General features: G+C 71.1%; 15 protein-coding genes. 3 read left to right on the plus strand and 12 right to left on the minus strand.

What is annotated here, in order from left to right; all coding sequences use genetic code 11:
• Positions 1-2 precede the first annotated feature (2 nt).
• Positions 3-2912 carry a helicase-related protein gene (locus tag WG921_RS02715; protein WP_340107664.1) on the minus strand — a complete coding sequence of 970 codons (2910 nt, stop codon included), beginning with the start codon at positions 2910-2912 and terminating at the stop codon, positions 3-5.
• Between the two features lie 40 nt (positions 2913-2952).
• Entirely contained in the window at positions 2953-3573 is a 621-nt protein-coding gene (locus tag WG921_RS02720) for a tetratricopeptide repeat protein (RefSeq protein ID WP_340107665.1), read from the minus strand.
• Between the two features lie 71 nt (positions 3574-3644).
• Between WG921_RS02720 and WG921_RS02725 the strand changes: the two genes are divergently transcribed.
• Positions 3645-4610 (plus strand): alpha/beta hydrolase, encoded by a 966-nt coding sequence (locus WG921_RS02725; RefSeq protein ID WP_340107666.1) that lies wholly within the window; start codon positions 3645-3647, stop codon positions 4608-4610.
• Positions 4611-4640: 30 nt separating this feature from the next.
• On the opposite strand, the gene hisN is transcribed toward WG921_RS02725, so the two are convergent.
• From hisN to purD, 4 genes are all read right to left on the minus strand, one after another.
• Positions 4641-5447 (minus strand): histidinol-phosphatase, encoded by an 807-nt coding sequence (gene hisN, locus WG921_RS02730; protein WP_340107667.1) that lies wholly within the window; start codon positions 5445-5447, stop codon positions 4641-4643.
• A gap of 125 nt (positions 5448-5572) precedes the next feature.
• A complete protein-coding gene (locus tag WG921_RS02735; RefSeq protein ID WP_340107668.1) occupies positions 5573-5947 on the minus strand; it encodes a helix-turn-helix domain-containing protein in 375 nt (124 codons plus the stop codon).
• A gap of 238 nt (positions 5948-6185) precedes the next feature.
• Positions 6186-8006: a translational GTPase TypA gene (gene typA / locus WG921_RS02740; protein WP_340107669.1), complete on the minus strand. Its 1821-nt coding sequence runs from the start codon at positions 8004-8006 to the stop codon at positions 6186-6188.
• A 115-nt stretch (positions 8007-8121) separates the two neighbouring features.
• Positions 8122-9399 (minus strand): phosphoribosylamine--glycine ligase, encoded by a 1278-nt coding sequence (gene purD, locus WG921_RS02745; RefSeq protein ID WP_340107670.1) that lies wholly within the window; start codon positions 9397-9399, stop codon positions 8122-8124.
• Positions 9400-9475: 76 nt separating this feature from the next.
• Here purD and xseA point away from each other — a divergent pair, with 76 nt between their 5' ends.
• Positions 9476-11059 (plus strand): exodeoxyribonuclease VII large subunit, encoded by a 1584-nt coding sequence (gene xseA / locus WG921_RS02750; protein ID WP_340107671.1) that lies wholly within the window; start codon positions 9476-9478, stop codon positions 11057-11059.
• Here xseA and WG921_RS02755 read toward each other — a convergent pair.
• A complete protein-coding gene (locus WG921_RS02755) occupies positions 11056-11925 on the minus strand; it encodes a hypothetical protein (protein ID WP_340107672.1) in 870 nt (289 codons plus the stop codon). The two genes, xseA and WG921_RS02755, sit on opposite strands and share 4 nt — an antisense overlap.
• 279 nt (positions 11926-12204) lie before the next feature.
• The gene (gene trxB, locus WG921_RS02760) at positions 12205-13146 is read right to left on the minus strand and encodes a thioredoxin-disulfide reductase (RefSeq protein ID WP_340107673.1); all 942 of its coding nucleotides are present in this window, start codon (positions 13144-13146) and stop codon (positions 12205-12207) included.
• A gap of 214 nt (positions 13147-13360) precedes the next feature.
• Here trxB and WG921_RS02765 point away from each other — a divergent pair, with 214 nt between their 5' ends.
• On the plus strand, positions 13361-13861 hold the full coding sequence (locus tag WG921_RS02765) for an Lrp/AsnC family transcriptional regulator (protein ID WP_340107674.1): 501 nt from the start codon (positions 13361-13363) through the stop codon (positions 13859-13861).
• On the opposite strand, the gene WG921_RS02770 is transcribed toward WG921_RS02765, so the two are convergent.
• Genes WG921_RS02770 through lgt form a run of 4 tightly spaced genes read right to left on the minus strand, consistent with a single transcriptional unit; the run spans position 13788 to position 17170 of the window.
• Positions 13788-14492: a hypothetical protein gene (locus WG921_RS02770; protein WP_340107675.1), complete on the minus strand. Its 705-nt coding sequence runs from the start codon at positions 14490-14492 to the stop codon at positions 13788-13790. The two genes, WG921_RS02765 and WG921_RS02770, sit on opposite strands and share 74 nt — an antisense overlap.
• A gap of 1 nt (position 14493) precedes the next feature.
• Complete coding sequence (pgeF, locus tag WG921_RS02775) at positions 14494-15252, minus strand: peptidoglycan editing factor PgeF (RefSeq protein WP_340107676.1); 759 nt, start codon at positions 15250-15252, stop codon at positions 14494-14496.
• Complete coding sequence (locus WG921_RS02780) at positions 15249-16313, minus strand: class I SAM-dependent methyltransferase (RefSeq protein WP_340107677.1); 1065 nt, start codon at positions 16311-16313, stop codon at positions 15249-15251. The genes pgeF and WG921_RS02780 overlap by 4 nt, the downstream gene beginning before the upstream one ends.
• Positions 16310-17170: a prolipoprotein diacylglyceryl transferase gene (lgt, locus tag WG921_RS02785; RefSeq protein WP_340107678.1), complete on the minus strand. Its 861-nt coding sequence runs from the start codon at positions 17168-17170 to the stop codon at positions 16310-16312. The genes WG921_RS02780 and lgt overlap by 4 nt, the downstream gene beginning before the upstream one ends.
• Positions 17171-17251: the final 81 nt, after the last annotated feature.

Consider the following 17251-nt stretch of genomic DNA (forward strand, 5'->3'; position numbering starts at 1 on the left):
GGTCAGCGTTTCAGCGTTTTCAGAATGGCGAACGGGCTGTCCGGGTCCGGGGCCCGCTCCGGGCGAGGCTTTCGTCCGCCCGCCGCCGCTCCGGCCTTCTCCTTGGGGGCGTCGGCCCGGTCGCCGCCGGAATTGGGCTTGCCGCGCTTCTTCTGCGGGCGCCGGGGCTGAGCCTCCTGGCGCTTGGCGCCGCGCGGCGGCCGGCGCGCGGTCGTGAACACGTAGAAGACCTCCATCTCCGGCGCCGGGGCGTCGGCGGCGGGCGCGGCGCTCTTCGCGGCCTCCGCCGGCTCCGCCTCCGCGGGTTCGGGTTCGGGTTCGGCGCGCGCCTGCTCCGGCTCGGCGGGGGCCGGCTCGGCGGCGTCAGGCGGCGTCGCCTCCGCCTCCGCTCCGGGCTGGGGCTGGGACTGGGGCGCGGCGGCTTCGGCCGGCTCGGCGGCGGCGGGCGGGGCTTCCGGCGCGGGAGGGGGCGGGATGTCGGCCGAGGCGGCGGCGTCGGCCGGGGCCGTTTTCGGCGGCTTGGCCCGCTCGCCCTTCTCGACGATGAAGCCGAGGCCGCTCATCAGGTCGGCGAACTGCTCCAGCGTGAGCCCGGTGATCGAGAGCATGTCCGCCGTCGCCTCGAACCCGGCGCGGGCGTCGCGCTCGCGCAGCATGTCGGCGAGCCGCTCCAGCATGTCGATGCGAATCGCGCGCGCGCCGGCGCACCGGTAGCCGGAGCGGATGTAGAATCCCTCCGGCGCGTCGTCGGAGGCGGGAATCGTCACCAGACCGGGCGGCGGCGCGGGGGGGATCTCCTCCAGCTTCTCCTTGAGCCCCCAGAGCACGAGGCGAAGCCGCGTCGGCGCCGGCTTCAGGAGCAGCGGCATGAAGACGGAATGCTGGCCGAAGCGCACGCCGTGCTTCCGGAGGAGGGTGCGCGCGTCCTGGTCGAGCGCTTTCACGTCCTCGGCGATCGGGCGGCGCTCCAGCACGCCGAGCCCCTCGACCAGCTGGAAGGCGACGCCGCGCGCCATGCCCTTCAGCGATTCGTCGTCGCGAAGCGCCACCAGCGGCGCGAACAGCAGCGCGATGCGCCGGTCCACCCAATGGGAGAGGCGCCGCTCGATCTTCTGGACGAGCGCGGGGTCCAGCGTCTCGTCGGCGAAGGCGCGGACCGAAGGCGACAGCGCGTCGGCGCCCGGCTCCAGCCGGCCGACGGCGACCTCGCCCCACATCAGCCCGCCTTGCTCGGTGACGTCGATCTCGGTGTCGGGCGCGTTGTAGAGCTTGTCGACCCGATGCGCGAACCAGCCCTGCAGCGCGCCGAGCGAGGCGGCGCGGAGCCGCTTCCGCTCCTCGGCGTCGGCGCCCGGATCCGCGATGAAGCGAAATCCGTCGATCCGCCCCAGATGTTCGCCTTCGGCGGTCACATCGCCGGTTTCAGTCACTTCGGCCAAGAGGCCCTCCTTCTGTTTCAACCGGCGCATCAGAACCGATGTGCGCCGATCGACGAACTCCCGCGTCAGCGCGAGATGAAGCGCGTCCGAGAGCCTGTCCTCCACCTCGCGGGCGCGCCCGCGCCATTCCCCGGGCTCGGCCATCCATCCGCCGCGATTCGCGACGTAGGACCATGTCCGCATATGCGCAAGCCGGCGGGAGAGCGCGTCGATGCCGCCCTCGGTCCGGTCCAGCCGCGCAATCTCGGCCGCGATCCAGTCTGAAGGTATAGCGCCGTCTTTGGAGCGGAGAAACCTGTAAATCCGCCCGATCAGCGCCGCATGTTCGGCGGGCGCGACCTTGCGGAAGTCCGGAAGCTGGCAGCAATCCCACAAGCGGCGGACGGCGCCGCCGCCGCGGGTGATGTCGCGGGTCTCGGGATCCGCCCAGAGGGTGCGGAGCGCGATCAGGTCGTCCGCCTCGCGCGCGCGGCGGAGGCCGGGAATCGGGGCGGGCGCCTCCAGCGCCGCGATCAGCGCGGGAACCGTGCCGAACTCCAGCGCGGCGTTGCGCCATTCGAGGGTGGCGACCGGCCGGAACCGGTGCTCGGTCACGGCCAGCGCCGTCGCGTCGTCGAGCGGCGCGGCGTCGCCGGTGACGCCGAAGGTGCCGTCGGCGGTGTGGCGCCCGGCGCGCCCGGCGATCTGGGCGATCTCGGCCGGGGTGAGGCGGCGGGCGTGGCGGCCGTCGAACTTGGTCAGCCCGGCGAAGGCGACATGGGCGAGATCGAGATTGAGCCCCATGCCGATGGCGTCGGTGGCGACGAGGTGCTCCACATCGCCGTTCTGGAACATCGCGACCTGCGCGTTGCGGGTGCGCGGGCTGAGCGCGCCCATGACGATGGCCGCGCCGCCCTTGCGCCGGCGGATCAGCTCCGCGATCGAGTAGACCTGATCGGTGGAGAAGGCGACGATGGCGGAGCGCGCCGGCAGGCGGCTGATCTTCTTCGGGCCGGTGTAGGACAGCGTCGAGAGCCGCGGCCGCGTGGTGATCCGCGCGCCCGGCAACAGCGCCGAGATCGGGCCGCGCATGGTCTCCGCGCCGAGAAAGAGCGTCTCCCTTCGGCCGCGGGCGCGGAGCAGCCGGTCGGTGAAGACATGGCCGCGGTCCGGGTCGGCGCAAAGTTGAATCTCGTCCACCGCGATGAAGTCGGCGCCCCAGTCCAGCGGCATCGCCTCCACCGTGCAGATATAGAACTGCGCGGTCGGCGGGGTGATCTTCTCCTCCCCCGTCAGCAGCGCGACCGAGGCCCGCCCGCGCCGCTGGGCCACGCGGTCGTAGATCTCGCGCGCGAGAAGGCGAAGCGGAAAGCCGATCACGCCGGAGGCGTGCATGAGCATCCGCTCGACCGCGTAGTGGGTCTTGCCGGTGTTGGTGGGGCCGAGAACGGCCTCGACGGTGTCGTCACGGCCTGCGGCCGGCGGGGCGGTCATGAAGAATGCGGCTCCTTCAGCGCCGATCTGCGGGGCGGCGTCAGAGCGCGTGGCCGTCGACTTCGGGGGAGAGACGTTCAATCGCTTCGTTCGCCTTGTCGAGCGTCGGGTGGAGCCGTTCGATCTCGCGCCACGCCTTCAGCGCGGCGGCCGGCCGGCCAACCCTTTCGAGAACCATCGCGAGCCCGGCCAGAGCGGAGAAATGGCGCGGCTCCAGCGCGACCGCGCGCTCGATATCCGCCATCGCGCGGGCGAAATCCTCCTGAAGATAGGCGAGCGTGGCGGCCGCGTTCCAGCCCTCGGCGAAATCGGGCGCGAGGCGGGTGAGCGCGGAGAGATGGGCGCGCGCGCGGTCATACCGGCGGAGCCTCATGTCGCTTCGCGCGCGCTTCAGCAGGAGGTCCATGCTGTCCGACCCGGAGCGCGCCCAGACGCCCCTGATCTCCTCGGCGATCTTCGCGGCCTCGTCCGGCTCCGCCGTGGCGAGTTCGCCGAAGAGCCGGTCCAGCTTCTCCGCGCGGGTCTCGATCGCGGGCGCGGCGGCGAGGTCCGCCCCGGCGCCGCCCCCCGCCGATTGCGCGGCGGACGCCATCGGGAGCAGCGCCCCGAGGGCCAGGCCGGCGGCGATGAAGCGGATTGCAACGCGGTCCATGTTCAGCATGATGGGGGCGCCCGCCGGCCAAGGCAAGGGAGCGCATGTCCGCGCCGCCGGAATCGATGAGATGGAACGCCATGGCCGATCCTGTTGAGAGCCGTCTGGCCGAACCCGCCCCGCTCTACACCGAACTGGCGGAGGCGCCCGAGCATGGCCGGGCCTTCTGGATCGCTTCCGGAATCCGGCGGATTCGCGCCGCCGTCTGGGGCGGCGGAGAGCGCGGCGTGGCGCTGATCTTCACCGGGCGGACCGAATATATCGAGAAATACGGCCGGGTCGTCACGGCGTTGACCGAGCGGGGGTTTTCGGTCGCGGCGCTGGACTGGCGGGGGCAGGGGCTTTCCGACCGGCCGCTGGCGAACCGGATGAAGGGCCATGTCGCCAGTTTCGCCGCCTATCAGCGCGACGTGGGCGCCTTTCTCGCCGCGCCCGAGGTCGCCGGGCTGAAGGGGGAGCGGGTGCTGATCTGCCATTCGATGGGGGGATGCGTCGGCGTGCGCGCGCTCCTCGAGGAGCGGCTCGAGCCGGCGGCGACGATTCTCTCGGCGCCGATGCTCGGGCTGGCGCTGTCGCCGCTGGCGCATGGCGCCCTGGAGGCGCTGATCGCGCTTTCGCGCCGGTTCGGCTTCGAGACCTCCTTCGCCGCCGTGACGAAGGGGGCGCGCCCCTATGTCGAGCGTCAGGCCTTCCCCGGCAATGTGCTGACGGGGGACGCGGATCATTACGGCTGGTTCCGCAAGCATCTGGAGGCGGAGCCGGGATTCGCGCTCGGCGCGCCGACCTTCGGCTGGCTGGCGGAGGCGCTGGAGGAGACGACCGCGCTCAGGGCCGCGCCGGCGCCGGCCGTCCCGATGCTGGCGCTTCTTGGCGGCGAGGAGGCGGTGGTCTCGGCGGAGGCGATCCGGGCGTTCGCGGCGAAGGCCCGGTCCTGCCGGCTGGTCGAGCTTCCCGGCGGGCGCCACGAGACGCTGTTCGAGACGCCGGCGATCCGCGACAGGGTCTGGGAGGAGATCGACGCGTTCCTGGCTGATTCGGGGGTCTGAAGGCGGGGCGGCCTGAAGGCGGGGCGGGGCTCAGCGCGCGAAGGGCGCGAGCAGGGCGAGCGTCTCCCGGTGAAGCGCCGGGTCTCCGGCGGCGATCACCTGGCCGCCCCGGTCCGCCGGGCCGCCGCGCCAGTCGGTGACGACGCCGCCCGCCGCCTCGATCACGGCCAGCGGCGCCTGGATGTCATAGGCGTGGAGCCCGGCCTCGATCACCAGATCGATCTGGCCGAGCGCGAGCAGCGCGTAGGCGTAGCAATCCAGCCCGAAGCGGGTCAGCCGCGCGCGCGCGCTGACGGCCTCGAACCCCGCGCGCTCGGTCGGGGTTCCGATCTGCGGAAATGTCGAGAGCAGGATCGCCTGGTCGAGCGGCCGGCCGCGCCGGACCTTGAGCGGGCGGCGCGCCGCGCCGCGGGTCATCTCCGCCAGCCCCGCGCTTTTCACGCCGACGAACCGCTCGCCGGTATAGGGCTGGTCGATGAGGCCGATGATCGGGCGCGCGCCGTCATGCACGGCGATCAGCACGCCGAAGACCGGCGCGCCGCAGAGAAAGGAGCGGGTGCCGTCGATCGGGTCGAGAACCCAGGTGAGGCCGCTGGTTCCCGCCGTCTCTCCGGCCTCCTCGCCGAGGATCGCGTCGTCTGGCCGGCGCGCGGCGAGGACGGCGCGCATCGCGGCCTCCGCCTCCCGGTCCGCCGCCGTGACCGGATCGAACCCTTCGGTCCGCTTGTTGTCCGCGACGAGATCCGTCGACCGGAAACGAGAGAGGATCGGCGCGCGCGCGGCGTCGGCCAGCGCGTGCGCCGTGTCCAGCAAGCTCTCGATTTCGGCGGTCGTCATGAGTTGGGCGTCATGAATTGGGCGTCATGAATTAGAAGGTCCGGCGGAGCATTCCGCCGGACCTTTCGTTGAAGCGCGCCGGCCAGTCAAGCGGCCGGTCGGGCACACACAGACACACATACGTCTCAGGCCGCGTTGGACAGAACCCGGGCCAGATCGAACAGACGACGTCGTTGCGCTTCCGGGATGGAGTAATAGCTGCGAACCAGCTCAAGGGCCTCCTTGTCGGCGAGCAGATCGCCCTTCTGCCGCGCGCCGGGCTGAACGCCCGCGTCTTCGGCTTCCTCAATCCCGTCGAAGAAATAGGAGATGGGCACGTCCAGCGCGCTGGCGATATCCCAGAGCCGGCTCGCGCTGATGCGGTTCATGCCGGTTTCGTATTTCTGGATCTGTTGAAACTTGATCCCCACCTTCTCACCCAGCTGCTGCTGGGTCATCCCCACCATCCAGCGCCTCTGACGCGCGCGCATTCCCACATGAACGTCGACAGGATGTTTCATTTCGATCTCCCACACTGATCACTCCTGCTGGTTGTCATGCAATCCGTGTGCCAAACCGTCGGCGGCGCTCTCCAAATCCGAGTCTATGATGGGTGGCGTACCCTAATGGGTTGTAAGTGCGCGGGAAATTTTCGATCCGATTTTCCCGCCCGGGCGATGGGCGGAAATCAGATTTGGCAAATGTCACGCAATATTTGCATAAATTGCAAAACGCGAAGCAATTTGCAACGTAAAGGACTTACTCCTTCGCATTTCGCAACTCACGCTTGCGCTCGTGCGGATCGAGCAACCGCTTTCGCAACCGAAGGTGGCTCGGCGTCACCTCGAGCAACTCGTCATCGCTGATATAGGAGATCGCCTGCTCCAGGCTCATGCGCAGCGGCGTGGTCAGAACGACCGCCTCATCCTTGCCCGATGCGCGCATGTTGGTCAGCTTTTTCCCCTTCAGCGGGTTGACCGCGAGGTCGCCGGGGCGCGCGTTCTCGCCGATGATCATGCCCTGATACACCGCCTCGCCGGGGCCGATGAAGAGGCGCCCGCGCCCCTCAAGGTTGAACAGCGCGAACGCGACGGACTGCCCCTGCTCGATCGAGATCAGGACGCCGCTGCGCCGCCCCTGGATCGGGCCGCGATGCGGCGCCCATGAGTGGAAGATCCGCGCCATCACCCCGGCGCCGCGGGTGTCGGTCAGGAATTCGCCGTGATAGCCGATCAGCCCGCGCGACGGCGCGAGCGCGATGATCCGGGTCTTGCCGCCGCCGCCGGGGCGCATCTCGCGGATCTCGCCCTTGCGCATGGTGAGCTTCTCGACCACGGCGCCGGCGTATTCCTCGTCGACGTCGACCGTGACCTCCTCGATCGGCTCCAGACGCTGGCCGTTCTCCTCGCGAAAGAGCACGCGCGGGCGCGAGACCGAAAGCTCGAACCCTTCGCGGCGCATCGTCTCGATCAGGACGCCCATCTGCAATTCGCCGCGGCCGGAGACCTCGTAGGCGTCGCCCTCGGGCGTGACCGCGACGCGGAGCGCCACGTTCCCTTCCGCCTCGCGCATCAGTCGGTCGCGGATCACCCGCGACTGCACCTTGGCGCCGTCCTTGCCGGCGAGCGGGCTGTCGTTGACGCCGAAGGTGATCGAGATCGTCGGCGGGTCGATCGGCCGCGCGGGGAGCGGCGCGGTGATCTCGGGCGCGGCCAGCGTGTCGGAGACGGTGGCCTTCGCCATGCCGGAGAGCGCGACGATGTCGCCGGCCTCCGCCCGCTCCACCGGGGTCCGCTTCAGCCCGCGAAAGCCGAGCACCTTGGAGACGCGGAAGCGCTCGGCCTGCGCGCCGTCATGGGTGATCGCGTGGAGCGTGTCGCCGGGGCTGACCGCGCCGGTCTCGATCCGCCCGGTCAGAAGCCGGCCGAGAAAGGGGTCGGCCTCCAGCGTGGTGGCGAGCATGGTGAAGGGCTCGCCCGTGCGGCCGACCTGCGCCGGAGAGGGAACGTGCTTCATCACCGTCTCGAACATCGGCGCGAGGCTGTCGCGCGGCCCGTCGAGCGCGAGATCGGCCCAGCCGGAGCGGCCCGAGGCGTAGAGCACGGGGAAATCGAGCTGCTCGTCGCTGGCGTCGAGCGCGACGAAGAGATCGAACACCTCGTCGAGCGCGCGGTCGGGCTCGGCCTCCTGCTTGTCGACCTTGTTGAGGCAGACGATGGGCCGAAGCCCGAGCGCGAGCGCCTTGGAGGTGACGAACTTGGTCTGCGGCATCGGCCCTTCGGCGGCGTCGACGAGAAGGACGACGCCGTCCACCATCGAGAGGATCCGCTCCACCTCGCCGCCGAAATCGGCGTGGCCGGGCGTGTCCACGATGTTGATGCGCGAGCCCTTCCATTCGACGGAGGTGCACTTGGCGAGAATGGTGATGCCGCGCTCGCGCTCGATATCGGTGTTGTCCATCGCCCGCTCGTCCATCGCCTGATTGGCGCGGACGGCGCCCGACTGTTTCAGCATCTCATCGACGAGCGTGGTCTTGCCATGATCGACATGGGCGATGATGGCGATATTCCTGAGGTCCACGACTGGGCTCCTGTTTCTTGTGCGCGCGGTCTAGGGACTCCACGCCGGTTTGGCGAGAGAAAATGTGCGACTGCGAAGAGACGGTCGGCGGCGCCGGGTCGGCGCAGGCGGCCGGTTACTCGTCCGGAGGGAGGGCGCGCCAGCCGATATCGGCCCGGTGAAAGCCGCCGGGCCAGTCGATCCGGGCGACGGCGGCGTAGGCGCGCGCGCGCGCCGCCGCCAGATCCTCGCCAAGCGCGGCGACGGAAAGCACCCGCCCGCCATTCGAGACCATCGCGTCGCCCTCCAGCGCGGTCCCGGCGTGGAAGATCTCCACCATCGGGACTGCCGCGGCGTCGGCGAGCCCGCCGATCGCTTCGCCCTTCATATAGGAGCCCGGATAGCCTTTCGCAGCCAGAACCACGGCGAGCGCGGATTCGGGCCGCCAATCGGGGGCCGGCGCCGCGCCGAGCCCGCCCCGCGCCGCGGCCAGAAGCGCGGGCAGGAGGCCGGCGCCGAGCCGCGGCATGAGCGCCTGCGCCTCCGGATCCCCGAATCGGACGTTGAACTCGACCAGCTTCGGCGCGCCGTCCTCGATCATCAGGCCGGCGAAGAGCACGCCCTGAAACGGAGCGCCCCGGCGCGCCATCTCCCGGAGGCAGGGGCGGATGATCTCCTCCATCGCCCGGCGCTCGACCGCAGGCGTCATCACCGGCGCGGGGGAATAGGCGCCCATGCCGCCGGTGTTCGGCCCGGAATCGCCGTCGAAGGCGCGCTTGTGATCCTGCGCCGTGCCGAAGGCGAGCGCCTCCGCGCCGTCGGAGAGGACGAAGAAGCTCGCCTCTTCGCCGGTCAGCAGCTCCTCGATCACCACCTCGGCGCCGGCGGCGCCGAACGCGCCCTTGAAAAGATCGTCGAGCGCGGCCTCCGCCTCGTCCAGCGTCGCGGCGACGGTGACGCCCTTGCCGGCGGCGAGCCCGTCGGCCTTCACGACGATCGGCGCGCCTTTCTCCCGGACATAGGCCTTCGCCGCGGCGAGATCGGTGAACCGGCCATAGGCCGCGGTGGGCGCGCCGACCGCGGCGCAAATCTCCTTGGTGAAGGCCTTGGACGCCTCCAGCATCGCCGCGGCGCGCGACGGGCCGAAGGTGAGGATCCCGGCCTCGCGGAGCGCGTCGGAGACGCCGGCGACGAGCGGGGCCTCCGGGCCGATCACCACGAAGTCGACGCGCTCGGCCCGGGCGAAGGCGACCACCGACGCGGGGTCCTCGATGGCGAGGGGGGCGCATTCGGCGATCTGGGCGATCCCGGCGTTGCCGGGCGCGACGATGAGCCGCCCGCAATCGGGGCTCCGCCGGATCGCCCAGGCCAGCGCATGTTCGCGCCCGCCGCCGCCAAGAATGAGGATGTCCATCGTCGCTCCGCTCTGTCGCGGCCCGTTTAGCGAACGGGCGCGTGACCGGCAAGGCGCGCTTTGCTAGAGAGACGCGATGGACCTGATCGACGACGACCCGCCCGGCAACGCGCCCGAATTCACCGTCTCCGAGCTTTCGGGCGCGGTGAAGCGCGCGATCGAGGGCGCGTTCGGCCATGTGCGGGTGCGGGGCGAGATCGGCCGCGTCTCCCGGCCGCGCTCCGGGCATCTCTATTTCGACCTGAAGGACGACCGCGCCGTGTTGGCGGCGATCTGCTGGAAGGGCGTCGCCGCGCGGCTGGAGGCGGCGCCGGAGGAGGGGCTGGAGATGGTCGCCACCGGGCGGCTCACCACCTATCCCGGCCAGTCCCGCTATCAGCTGATCGTGGAGAGCCTCGCGCCCGCGGGGGTGGGCGCGCTGATGGCGATGCTGGAGAAGCGGAAGGCCGCGCTGGCGGCGGAAGGGCTCTTCGCGGCGGAGCGGAAACGCCCGCCGCCCTATCTTCCAAGGGTGATCGGGGTGGTGACCTCGCCCTCGGGCGCGGTGATCCGCGATATCCTGCACCGATTGGCGGAGCGGTTTCCGGCGGATGTGCTGGTCTGGCCGGTCGCGGTTCAGGGCAAGACCTGCGCGGCGGAGGTCGCGGCGGCGATTCGGGGCTTCAACGCGCTGGGCGGGGACGCGGCGGATGACGGGCGGCTGCCGCGCCCCGATGTGCTGATCGTGGCGCGGGGCGGCGGCTCGGTCGAGGATCTCTGGGGGTTCAACGAGGAGATCGTCGCCCGCGCGGCGGCGGACAGCGCGATTCCGCTGATTTCGGCGGTCGGCCATGAGACCGACACGACGCTGATCGACCTCGCCGCGGACCGCCGCGCGCCGACGCCGACCGCGGCGGCCGAGATGGCGGTTCCGGTGCGGGGGGAGCTGCTCGCCGCGCTGGCCGGGCTGGAGGAGCGGCGCGCGCGCGCGCTCGCCCGGTTGATCGAAGAGCGCCGCCGGCGGCTCCGGGATCTGGCGCGGGCGCTGCCGCAGGCGGATGCGATCGTCGCGGAGCGCCGCCAGCGGCTGGACGGAGCGGGGGAGCGGCTGCCGCTGGCGCTCGGCCGGGCCGCCGATCAGAAGCGGATCGCGCTCGCGTCGGGGCCGGCGGGCCGGTTCGGGCCCGCGCTCCTCGTGGAGAGAATCACGCGCCGCCGGGAGCGGCTGGGCGATCACGCCCGGCGGCTCCGCCCGGCTCTCGAGCGCCGGGCCGCGCGCGCGGCGGAAAGCCTGGCGGGGCCGGCGCGGCGCCTCGCGGCGCAGCCCGCGCAGCTCGCCTGGCGGCTTTCGAGCGAAGGGCGCCGCCCGCATCAGGCCGCGGCGCGGCGCCTGGCCCTGCATGGGCGCGCCGCCCTCGACGCCGCGCGCGCGCGGCTTGAGAAGGCGGCGCGCCTGTTGGCGAGCCTCGGTCCCGAGGCGGTTCTGGCGCGCGGCTACGCCATCGTCCACGGCCCGGACGGGGTGTTGATGTCCGCGAAGGCGGCCTCCCCGGGGGACGCGCTTCGGATTCAGCTCGCCGATGGCGACGTCGGCGCCGTGGTGGCCGGCGCCGCGAAGCCGGCGCGAAAGGCGAGCGCCGCGCCGAAGCCGAAGCCCGGGCAGGGGACGCTGGACCTCTAGGCCGCGGCGCGCGCGGCTTTCGCCTTCCGCCAGCCGAGCAGGCCGAGAGCGCCGAGCAGCAGCGGCGCGCTGGCCGGGAGCGGCACCGCCGCGACCGATTGCGGCGCGGCGTTCGGCCCTTCGGTCAGGAACGCGCCGGAGGCGGAGCTGATCGTCACCCCGCTCGCGAGGCCGAGGCTCGCCATGCCGGTCAGGGTCAGATCGAGGTTGATCTCGTTGTCGCCCGAAAGCAGGGTCGCGTTCAGGCTGCCGAAGATGTCGAAGCTCTGATCGTCGGACAGCACCGGCAGCGTGACGGAAAGCAGCTCGTCAAAGAGATCCGAGACCGGAAGGGCGTCCGTCCTGTAGCCGAAGCTCACGATGTCCTTGCCGAGGCTCCGATCCGTCCCGCTGAAAAGGGGAAAGCTCATCGCGGTCCAGTTTCCGATGTTCGCGCCCGCCGAGGGATCGAAGATCGCGTAGCGGAAGCTTCCCGACAGCAGGATCGGAATGGCGCCGAGGGAATCGGCCGTCATGTCGATTCCGCCGTCGACCTTGAAGTTGAAATCCACATTCGTTCCCGCGCCGCCGCTGATGGTCACCCGGTCGCCGAATCTGGCGCTCATGCCGCGGATCGCGCGCTCCCCGCTGCTCGAGAGCGTTCCGCTCAAGGAGCCGTTCGCGAGGTTCGCGTCCACGGCGATGGCGCCGGCGCCGTCGACATGGCCGCCGCTCTGGCGCGTCGCGCCGTCGACCTCGGATCCGTTGGCCACGGGGCCGTTGGCGCTGATCGAATGCTGGACGAAATAGGAGGCGGCGCTTGCGGGCGCGGCCAATCCAAGCGTCAGAATGGCGGTAATGGCGATATTTTTACTGTACATAGTCATGTCAATTTCTCCCCGATTTGATGAGATCATGCATTTATACATGTCAACATAAGAAAATCTCCGAGTATTGAGAGATTCGTGTATGTTTACGAGAAGTTGACACATTCCATATGTTTTTCAATATTATTCAGCGGATCGCCGGGTCAATAAAATGTGCGGGAACCTAATGGGCGCAAAATACTCGTCGGCGCCAACGCGCCGTTTTACAAGTAAAAATTTCTGGGGGCCGGCGGCGCGACTCGGTCCGCCGCGACGGGAGTTCGCGCCGGCCGGGGCGGGCTACCCGGCTTCCGCGAGAAAGCGCTCCGCCTCCAGCGCCGCCATGCAGCCCATGCCGGCGGAGGTGACCGCCTGCCGGTAGACATGATCGGTGACGTCGCCGGCGGCGAACACGCCGGGGATCGAGGTCGCGGTCGAATCGGGCCGGGTGACGATGTAGCCGCCCATATGCGTCTCGAGCTGGCCGGAGACGAGGTCGGACGCCGGCGCGTGGCCGATGGCGATGAAGACGCCGGCGCAGGCGATCTCGCTCACCTCGCCGGTCAGAACGTTCCGCACCCGGGCCGCCTCGACGCTGAGCGGGTTCTCGGCGCCGACGACCTCCTCGAGGGTCGTGTTCCAGATCACCTCGATCTTGGGATTGTTCAGCAGGCGATGCTCGAGGATCTTTTCCGCGCGCAGGCTGTCGCGGCGGTGGATCAGCGTCACCTTGTCCGCGAAGCGGGTGAGAAACAGCGCCTCCTCGACCGCGGTGTTGCCGCCGCCGATCACCACCACGTCGCGGCCGCGATAGAAGAACCCGTCGCAGGTGGCGCAGGCGGAGACGCCGAATCCCTTGAATTTCTCCTCCGACGGCAGGCCGAGCCATTTCGCCTCCGCGCCGGTCGCGAGGATCACCGCTTCGGCCGCGTAGACCGCGCCGGAATCGCCGGTGGCGATGAAGGGCCGCTTCGAGAGGTCGAGCGAGACGATGATGTCGGAGATGATCTCCGTCCCGACGCCGCGGGCGTGCTCCTCCATCTTCGCCATCAGCTCGGGCCCCTGAATCTCCGCGAAGCCGGGGTAATTCTCGACCTCGGTGGTGATGGTCAGCTGTCCGCCGGGCTGAATCCCCTGCACCAGGACCGGCTCCAGCATCGCGCGCGCGGCGTAGATCGCGGCGGTGTAGCCGGCGGGGCCGGAGCCGATGATCAGGAGTTTCGTGGCGCGCGGTTCGGGCATGATCTCATCCTCGCTGAGCTCGGCCCGGATCGGGCCGGGCCAGGTTTCATCCAGGTGTGGCGCTTCTCTCTAAACGCACGGCGCGCCGGGGCCAAGACGCGCCTCGGCCCCTCGATGCGGGGCGATCTGCGTAATTTTATTGCGTAGCTCGTGCGGATTGGGTAATCCCGCTGCAATTGAAAGGGCGGGCGCGAACCCGCGAGCGAGGGATGGAATGGCGGCCGGAAAAATCGACGCGATCGACAGGAAGATTCTCGCCGAATTGCAGGCTGACGGACGGATGACGAATGTCGAGCTGTCAAAGCGGCTGGGCATTTCGGCTCCGCCCTGTCTTCGCAGGGTCCGGGCGCTGGAGGTGGATGGGCTGATCGAGGGCTATCACGCGCGGGTCAACGCGCGGGCGCTCGGCTTCGAGGTCGCGGTCTTCGCGATGGTGGGCCTCTCCAGCCAGGCGGAGGCGGATCTGCGCGCGTTCGAGGCGCAGGCGCTGGAATGGCCGCTGGTCCGCGAATGCCACATGCTGAACGGCGAGATCGATTTTCTGCTGAAATGCGTCGCGCCGGATCTTCTCACCTTCCAGTCGTTCCTCACCGGGCATCTGACCTCGGCGCCGAATGTCGCCAGCGTGAAGACCTCGCTGGTCATCCGGGGCGCGAAAGCGGAGCCGGGGGTGCCGTTCGACGTTCTCGAGGCGCGGGTGGCGGCGGAAAGCTGAGCGGAGGGTCGTCGGCGGCGGCTTCGGGCCGCGGCGCGGGCGTCGGCGCCCGGTCGAGCCGCGCCAGGACCTTGGCGGCGTCGATCTCGGCCGAGCCGTCCAGCGTCGCCGCGACCTGAAGGGCGATTCGCTCCGCATCCTCCGCGGTGAGGGCGGCGAAAGGCCGGCCCGGCGCCGGCGCGCCGCGCATCCTGACGGAGATGCGGAACGTCTCGAGCCGGGCGCCTTTGGAATCGACCAGGCGCCAGGTCGCGGCGAGGTCCGGCCCGGCGGCGGTCAGCGCGGCCCTGAGCGTCAGAATCCGCTCGGCGCCGAGCACGCGGTGAAGCGGGATGTGGCCGGAAAACCGCCGGACGACCGCCCCCGCGACGAGATTGAAGGCGTGGGCCGGCGCGCCGGCCTCCGGCTCGATGAACAGACCGACATCCTCGGCGATCAGGGCGCCGAAGCTCTGCGGGCCGGCGCCGCGCGCGGGCGGAACCGCGCGCGGGTCCGGCGCGGTCCGGAGCGCGGCGCCGGTCCAATAGGTGATCTCGCCGGCGGCGGGCGCGGCGGGCCGGAGCATCGCCGCGGCCGCGAGCAGGGCGAGGGCGCCGATGCGGGCCGGCGCGCTCCGCGGTCCCGGCGCCATGTCAGCGCCGGGGCAGGGCGATGGCGGCGACGAGCCGGCCGTAATCTGGCTCCCCGTCGCGGCGCGAGCGGCGATAGGAATAGAACCGCTCCGGGTCGGAGAAGGTGCAATGCCCGGTCCAGGCGGCGGAGGCGACATCGGCGGCGCGGAGCCGCCAGAGGAGATAGGAGGGGAGATCGAACTGCATCCGGTCCCCCGCGCCGCCGGCGAAGAAACGCGCCGTCTCCATGTCGTCGGCGATGAACTCGTCCATGAATTCGGGGCCGACCTCATAGGCGCGCTGGCTGATCGTGGGGCCGACCACCGCGTGGATCCGGCGCCGCGCGGCGCCGAGGCTCTCCATCGCGTCGAGGGTCCGATCGGTGACGCCGCCGAGCGCGCCGCGCCAGCCCGCATGGGCGGCGCCGATCACGCCGGCCTCCGCGTCCTCGAACAGCACCGGCGCGCAATCGGCGGTGAGCGCCCCGAGCGCGAGCCCGGGCGCGCGGGTCGCCATCGCGTCGGCGCGCGGGCGCGCGCCCTCCCATGGCCGATCGACGACGACGACGTCGGCCGAGTGAACCTGATGGAGCGAAAGCAGCGTCTCCGCGCCGAGCGCCTCGGCGACGCGGGCGCGATTCGCGGCGACCGCCTCCGCCGCGTCGCCGGAGCCGGGCCCGCAGTTCAGCCCCGCGTAGATCCCGGTGGAGACGCCGCCGGCGCGGGTGAAAAAACCATGCGGCGCGCGGATCTCGCGGGCGCGGATCGGGGTCGGCGTCATCGGGGGCCCTCCGTGTCGAAGCCGGGCGGCGGCGGCCCCCCGGGCGGGAAGAGCGCCAGCGCCTTGAAGAGAGTCCCCATCTCGCCCGGGTCGGTCAAGCGGTGAAGCGCGGCGGCGACGCTCGCCGCCTGATCGGGGCGGGCCGCCGCCAGCGCCGCCGCCCGCGCGCCGATCCCGAGCCGGGCCAGCCAGTCGCCCTGGGCGATCAGCGCCGAGGCCGCGGCGCCCGCGCCGGTCGCCGCCGCCCTCAGCGCGCCGAAATCGACATGCGCGGTCAGGTCGGCCTCTCCCGGCGCGTCCAGCGGGTCGGCGAACCGATGCTTGCGGAGCGCCTGCACCGTGTCGGCGCCGGCCGGCGGCGTCTCGCCATAGCCGTAATCGACGATCAGCGCCGCGCCGCCATCCCGCGCGATGCGGGCGCCGATCCCGGCGGCGGCGGCTTCGGCGGCGGGGTTTCGCTCCCGGATCGCGCCGAGAGGGGCCGGGCCGAGCGGCAGCGGCGACGGCTGCAGCCCGAGGATGAGCCGCCCCTCGCTCAGGCCGACCATCCGCTCCGCCCAGCCCTTCGCGGTCATCTCGTATTGATGGACGGGGAGCGCGTCGAAGAATTCGTTGGCGATCAGGAAGAGCGGCCCCTCGGGGACCTCCTCCAGCCGCTCCGCCCAGCGGGCGCCGGGAAGGAGCCGCGCCTGTTCGGCGCGGAGCGCCGGCGAGATCTCGACCAGCCAGGGCTCCGCCGCCTCGGCGAAGCCGGGCGCGACCCGCGCCGCGCGGAGCGCGTCCGCCATCAGCCGCCCGCGGCCGGGGCCGAGCTCGACCAGGCGGGCGGGGGCGGGCGCGCCGGCGTCGAGCCACGTCTGCGCCAGCGCGAGGCCGATCATCTCGCCGAACATCTGGCTGATTTCCGGCGCCGTGGTGAAGTCGCCCTTCGCGCCGAGGGGGTCGCGCGTCATGTAATAGCCATGCTCGGGATGCGCGAGGCAGAGCGCCATGTAGTCGTGAAGCGTCATCGGGCCGGTCGCGGCGATCTGCCGGCGGATGAGCGCGCCGAGCGGGGTCATCCGCGCCGGCGGGCCGCCGCCCAGAAGCCGAGCCCGATCAGGATCATCGGCAGCGAGAGGATCTGCCCCATCGTCAGCCCGTAATCCGCGGTGAAGCGGAGCGCGTGGCCGGCGAGGTTGTCCGGCCCGAAGAACTGGGCGTCAGGTTCGCGGAAAAGCTCGATGACCGCGCGCGCGGCCCCGTAGAAGATGAAGAACAGCCCGGTGATCGCGCCCGGCCGGCGCAACCAGCCGCGCCGGGTCGCGAGGAGCCAGAGCAGAATGAACAGCGCGAGCCCCTCGAGCGTGGCTTCATAAAGCTGGCTCGGATGGCGCGGGAGATCGCCGGCGCCGGGAAAGACCATCGCCCATGGCGCGTCGCTCTGGCGGCCCCAGAGCTCGCCGTTGATGAAATTCGCGATCCGCCCGAGGAAAATCCCGACCGGCGCCGCGACGGCGACGCCGTCGGCGACGGAGAGCAGGGGGGCCTTGCGCAGCCGGCAGAACACGATCACCGCGAGGATCACGCCGAGAAAGCCGCCGTGAAAGGACATGCCCCCGCTCCAGACCTGCAGGATCTCGGCCGGGTGCGCCAGATAATAGCCGGGCTGGTAGAAGAGAACATATCCGAGCCGGCCGCCGAGAATGACCCCGAACACCATCCAGGTGAGCAGCGCCTCGGCCGCCTCGCGGTCGAGCGGCGCGCGCTCCTCCGGCCAGAGAGCGGGCCGCGATATCAGCCGCCGGAAAAGCGCGAGCCCGATCAGAAGCCCGCCGAGATAGGCGAGCGCATACCAGCGGATCGGCAGGCTGAGGCCGAAAAGCTCGATCGTCACCAGAACGGGGTCGATGTCCGGGTAGGGAATGACGAGAGGCATGCGCTTTCTCCTTCGGCGGGGGTTCTGGGGCGGGGCCTCGCCGAGGTCAAGCGGGCGGCGCTTGGCGCCGGGGCCGGCCCG

The organism is Paludibacillus litoralis, from assembly GCF_037646705.1.
Lineage (GTDB): Bacteria > Pseudomonadota > Alphaproteobacteria > Rhodobacterales > Rhodobacteraceae > Pikeienuella > Pikeienuella litoralis.

Excerpts from the sequence above, each read along its gene's own strand:
- WG921_RS02715 (WP_340107664.1), bottom strand. The coding sequence starts at position 2,912 with ATGACCGCCCCGCCGGCCGCAGGCCGTGACGACACCGTCGAGGCCGTT.
- WG921_RS02720 (WP_340107665.1), bottom strand. The coding sequence starts at position 3,573 with ATGCTGAACATGGACCGCGTTGCAATCCGCTTCATCGCCGCCGGCCTG.
- WG921_RS02725 (WP_340107666.1), top strand. The coding sequence starts at position 3,645 with ATGGCCGATCCTGTTGAGAGCCGTCTGGCCGAACCCGCCCCGCTCTAC.
- hisN (WP_340107667.1), bottom strand. The coding sequence starts at position 5,447 with ATGACGACCGCCGAAATCGAGAGCTTGCTGGACACGGCGCACGCGCTG.
- WG921_RS02735 (WP_340107668.1), bottom strand. The coding sequence starts at position 5,947 with ATGAAACATCCTGTCGACGTTCATGTGGGAATGCGCGCGCGTCAGAGG.
- purD (WP_340107670.1), bottom strand. The coding sequence starts at position 9,399 with ATGGACATCCTCATTCTTGGCGGCGGCGGGCGCGAACATGCGCTGGCC.
- xseA (WP_340107671.1), top strand. The coding sequence starts at position 9,476 with ATGGACCTGATCGACGACGACCCGCCCGGCAACGCGCCCGAATTCACC.
- WG921_RS02755 (WP_340107672.1), bottom strand. The coding sequence starts at position 11,925 with ATGACTATGTACAGTAAAAATATCGCCATTACCGCCATTCTGACGCTT.
- trxB (WP_340107673.1), bottom strand. The coding sequence starts at position 13,146 with ATGCCCGAACCGCGCGCCACGAAACTCCTGATCATCGGCTCCGGCCCC.
- WG921_RS02765 (WP_340107674.1), top strand. The coding sequence starts at position 13,361 with ATGGCGGCCGGAAAAATCGACGCGATCGACAGGAAGATTCTCGCCGAA.
- WG921_RS02770 (WP_340107675.1), bottom strand. The coding sequence starts at position 14,492 with ATGGCGCCGGGACCGCGGAGCGCGCCGGCCCGCATCGGCGCCCTCGCC.
- pgeF (WP_340107676.1), bottom strand. The coding sequence starts at position 15,252 with ATGACGCCGACCCCGATCCGCGCCCGCGAGATCCGCGCGCCGCATGGT.
- WG921_RS02780 (WP_340107677.1), bottom strand. The coding sequence starts at position 16,313 with ATGACCCCGCTCGGCGCGCTCATCCGCCGGCAGATCGCCGCGACCGGC.
- lgt (WP_340107678.1), bottom strand. The coding sequence starts at position 17,170 with ATGCCTCTCGTCATTCCCTACCCGGACATCGACCCCGTTCTGGTGACG.